Genomic DNA, 4,311 nt, shown 5'->3' on the forward strand with positions numbered 1-4,311 from the left:
GATGTGCATTCTACAGCATTCCAGATCAGGCGCAACCCCTTTTCCGCATTATTTTACCAATAATCTTTCGACTGTTTATTTATTCTGCAAAATCGAGAGATTTTCTTATTTTTAAGTTTAAATTCACAACGTTTTTGGTTTAAAACTCATAAATAAGCCAAATAAAATCCAAATTCGCATCATTTTATTATTTTCATTTCTGTTCTTTATATCCTGCATTCATCATATTCTATATTCATCTTCCAATCTAAAAATCAAACTCACTGCTTAAATACACTATAGACCAGTAAAAATACACAAAGATCAAATACAGCCGCAGATCTAAAACAAAATCACCCCTCAAATAAATCAACACAACGAAGCATTTTTTTATTTTGTTCAAGGAAATCCCTTCATGTGTTAAATAAGCTCACCCCCTTCCTCAACTGGTTTTATATTGCACCCTCAATAATGATTAAATTGCTTCTGATTTTTAAACCGTGATTATTAAAGATTATTCAAACCATGTTGAATGTTGAATGTTGAATGTTGAATGTTGAATGTTATTATTAAATTTCAGGCATAAAAAAACCGCATTTAAGCGGATTATTTATATCATCTTTTAGAAAAATGGTCGGAGCAGTAGGATTCGAACCTACGACCCCCTGGTCCCAAACCAGGTGCGCTACCAAGCTGCGCCATGCTCCGAATTGGGGTGAATGATGGGATTCGAACCCACGACAACCGGAATCACAATCCGGGGCTCTACCAACTGAGCTACATCCACCGTTACAACATTTTCAGATTCTAAAGTATCAAGCTACCATAAATGGTGCGCCTGACAGGATTCGAACCTGTGACCATCCGCTTAGAAGGCGGATGCTCTATCCTACTGAGCTACAGGCGCATGAACTATGATATAAATACCACAAAACCTTCGCCTTGAAGAATTGGTCGGAGCAGTAGGATTCGAACCTACGACCCCCTGGTCCCAAACCAGGTGCGCTACCAAGCTGCGCCATGCTCCGATTCATCTTAGCTTCATACTGCACTTCATGCGGTACGGTGTGCATTCTAGGCGTGACGCTTAGCAACGTCAACACCTAGAGTTAAAAAAAATTAAAAAAACGCTTCGAATGTATATTTATCAAGCACTTTAGCCATTTTATATACAATTATCAGCGTTTTAAATTGGCACTGAAGTTTAACATGCGATCAAGAGGTAATTTAGCTCGTTCTGCAAGGGCTGGATCGACGTGTATTTCTTGATCACCATTTTGTAAAACCGCTAAAATTCCATCCAATTCGTTCATTGCCATCCAAGGACAATGTGCGCAAGAGCGACAAGTTGCACCTTCGCCTGCTGTTGGTGCTTCAATCAGAATCTTGTTTGGAACGGCTTGTTGCATTTTATAGAAGATGCCGCGGTCGGTTGCCACAATCAAACGTTCATTTGGCAGTGTTTGTGCCGCTTTAATCAATTGCGAGGTGCTTCCCACAGCATCTGCGATATCTACCACTGATTCTGGTGACTCTGGATGCACCAAAACGGCTGCATCTGGATAGAGAGCTTTCATGCTGGCAATTCCACGAGCGCGAAATTCTTCATGCACGATACAAGCACCATCCCAAAGCAACATGTCTGCACCGGTTTTCTTCTGAATGTAACGACCGAGATGCTGATCTGGTGCCCAGATAATCTTTTCACCCAAACTATCTAAATGTTCAATAATTTCGACTGCACAGCTCGATGTCACCACCCAATCAGCCCGGGCTTTGACTGCCGCAGAGGTATTGGCATACACCACCACGGTATAATCAGGATGCGCATCACAAAACGCAGTAAACTCATCAACAGGGCAACCTAGGTCTAGAGAACAGGTAGCTTCTAGTGTTGGCATCAACACGGTTTTTTCAGGAGAAAGAATTTTCGATGTTTCTCCCATGAATTTCACACCTGCCACAACCAAGGTTGAAGCTGGATGATCACGGCCAAAACGTGCCATTTCCAATGAATCCGAAACACAGCCACCAGACAGCTCAGCAATCTCTTGCACTTCGGGATCGCAATAGTAATGAGCGACAAGGACAGCATCGCGTTTTTTGAGTTCTGTCAGAATTTGCGCAAACTTCTCCTGTTTGACCTCATCACTCAAATGAATATCTTTAGACTCACCTAAACGATCTAAATGCGCCTGCACAATCGATTTAGCCTCATTGGCAATTAAATTGGTCGCATCATTCATAAACGTCTTCTCTATCCTTAGTGCTTGTTAGACCACAAGCAGTACACTCAATTCACTGATCAGAATGGCATCTTGCTTTTTTGACCAGTCATTAAAAACTTTACATTATAAAAAAGCCTCACAACGGAGGCTTTTTTCATTCAACTAAACTTAAGAACGGTAATCTGCATTGATCTTGACATAGTCATAAGACAGATCACAGGTATAGACCGTGTCTTTAGCCTGACCTCGTCCTAAATCAACACGAATCGTCATTTCAGCTTGAGACATCACGCGCGCGCCAGCTTCCTCCGTATAGTCCGCTGCCGCACCACCATCTTTGCAGATCTGTACATCATCTAACCAAACCTGGATTTTTTCAACGTCTAAATTTTTAACGCCTGCATAACCAATTGCGGCAAGGATACGTCCCCAGTTAGGATCTGATGCAAAAATTGCAGTTTTTACCAAAGGAGAATGCGCAATACTATAGGCGATATCGCAACATTCCTGGGTATCTGCACCGCCTTCAACTGCCACGGTAATGAATTTGGTTGCACCCTCGCCATCGCGAACAATCAGTTGTGCTAGACGTTTCATCACTCGTGTTAAAACATCGAGAACCGCAGCATAACGTGCATCATCAGTCGAGGTGATTTCTGCACCGCCGGCTTGTCCTGTCGCCACAAAAATACAGGAATCATTGGTTGAGGTATCGCCATCAACCGTAATACGGTTAAAGGAAACATTCACAGTGGTTTTTAAGAGCTGCTGTACCAATTCACGGCTGATCGGCGCATCTGTGGCAACATAGCTCAGCATGGTCGCCATATTCGGGCGAATCATGCCTGCACCTTTTGAGATACCAGTCATGGTGTACATCACACTATCTAGCTCAAATTGCTCAGATGCCCCTTTAGGTAAAGTATCTGTGGTCATAATGCCAGTCGCGGCATCTAACCAGGCATCTTCGCGTAATGAATCCAGTGCCGGTTGCAGGCCTGTCATTAAACGCTCAATAGGCAATTGCTCACCAATCACCCCGGTGGAAAACGGTAAAATTTCACTTGCAGATACGCCAGCAAGTTCAGCCAGTTTCACACAGGTCGCTTCAGCATTCGCCATGCCGATTTTACCGGTACCTGCATTGGCATTACCGGTGTTAATCACTAAATAGCGCGGATTACCCACCTGAAGATGTGCTTTGCAAATATGCACCGGCGCAGCACAAAATGCATTTTGGGTAAATACACCCGCTGCATTAGAACCTTCAGCAAATTCAAAAATGACCAGGTCGCGTCGGTTCGGATAGCGCACATACGCTTCAGCTGAACCAATCTTTACACCTTTAACCACATGCATCTGTGGCATTGTTACGTCGCCGACCGCCATTTTTAAACTTCCAAATAAGTTCGTGATAAAAACACAGCTTAGTAGAAATTGGCTAAAAAATCGAGCAGAACACTTTGTTTGATTTATTTTTTATCGGATTGAGGTTTCCAAGCACAAAAAAACCAGTCCGCAGAGTGGTTTTAAAAAAATAACATCGGTTTAGTTAGATGCCAATTGGGTCGCTTCTGACAATAATACCTGTTTGGCTTTTTCTTGACTTGCTGGAGATAAAGCAGGATTTGACGCCACTATACGGTTCACATTGGCCGCATTGGCTGCAGTCACCGCTGCAGTTTCCAATACCACTGGACGTTGATTCGGATTAGCAAAAGTATAACGAATACCAGTGCGTGGGCTTGCAACTGTAATGTTACCGTCTTGAGCAACTGCCGGAGCTGTTGTTGCACCACGAGCAGCCTGTACTTTGTCTACGGTTGTGGTTTGAGCTGCATTATTTGCAAAAGTCAAAGTAGGAATAGCTAAAGCTGCAATCATCAATGGTTGTAATACTTTTTTCATTGTCTTTTCCGCTTTTCAGTGTTCGATATGCAACTAAATACCATTTAATCTAGTTCTCTGCAAACGTATTCACATCTTGAAAAACTAAATCATATAGGGTCTGTTGACATTTGTTGCTTAAAAAAATAGCGAGGTAGTAAAATTAAATCGCCAAACCCAATTTTACTCTCGCTATGCCTCGTACAATGCTGAATAA

Annotated in this window: 3 protein-coding genes and 4 tRNA genes; all 7 read right to left on the reverse strand. The window is 42.6% G+C overall.

The features are described from left to right. Nucleotides 1–610 precede the first annotated feature (610 nt). A tRNA-Pro gene (locus tag ACU0NF_RS11740) sits at nt 611–687 on the reverse strand. 3 nt (nt 688–690) lie between these two features. Then, nucleotides 691–766 (reverse strand) — tRNA-His (locus ACU0NF_RS11745). A 43-nt stretch (nt 767–809) separates the two neighbouring features. Beyond that, a tRNA-Arg gene (locus ACU0NF_RS11750) sits at nt 810–886 on the reverse strand. Nucleotides 887–930: 44 nt separating this feature from the next. After that, nucleotides 931–1,007, reverse strand: a tRNA-Pro gene (locus tag ACU0NF_RS11755). Between the two features lie 150 nt (nt 1,008–1,157). Further along, the gene (gene nadA, locus ACU0NF_RS11760; protein WP_445661231.1) at nt 1,158–2,225 is read right to left on the reverse strand and encodes a quinolinate synthase NadA; all 1,068 of its coding nucleotides are present in this window, start codon (nt 2,223–2,225) and stop codon (nt 1,158–1,160) included. Between the two features lie 150 nt (nt 2,226–2,375). After that, entirely contained in the window at nt 2,376–3,596 is a 1,221-nt protein-coding gene (gene argJ, locus ACU0NF_RS11765; RefSeq protein ID WP_445661232.1) for a bifunctional glutamate N-acetyltransferase/amino-acid acetyltransferase ArgJ, read from the reverse strand. 159 nt (nt 3,597–3,755) lie between these two features. Further along, nucleotides 3,756–4,115: a hypothetical protein gene (locus ACU0NF_RS11770; RefSeq protein WP_131316959.1), complete on the reverse strand. Its 360-nt coding sequence runs from the start codon at nt 4,113–4,115 to the stop codon at nt 3,756–3,758. Between the last annotated feature and the right edge of the window lie 196 nt (nt 4,116–4,311).

Source organism: Acinetobacter sp. F16, assembly GCF_052712855.1.